The 247-nt window shown below is 58.7% G+C and carries 1 protein-coding gene; it reads right to left on the bottom strand.

Annotation, left to right across the window (positions count from 1 at the left end; all coding sequences use genetic code 11):
* On the bottom strand, positions 1 to 247 hold a 247-nt coding region (locus tag AC0L20_RS41580; RefSeq protein ID WP_473295923.1), incomplete at both ends, for a hypothetical protein.

The raw sequence follows: 247 nt of genomic DNA, 5'->3' as shown, positions 1-247 counted from the left end.
GGACCAGGTTCGCCTGGGCTCTTGAAGGCCGCTCGATATGGAAATTACCGACTGCCCTGAGCCGTGTACGGTCAGGCAGCGCCTTGGTTTCAGGAGAAGCGGTACCGGCAATGCCGACCTGTACCTTGAAATCACTGTGCAAGGCCATCGTGACAGGATGATTAATATCCGGATCAAGAATTTCCCAGCCACCCGGATGCAGGGAGCGCGCGCTGCTGGGGGCGACGTCACGAACCGTCAAGCTGAC

This window comes from Bradyrhizobium sp. Kon58, assembly GCF_055807455.1.
Note: the sequence above shows the minus strand (reverse complement) of the source record. Positions and strands in the feature narration are given on the sequence as shown.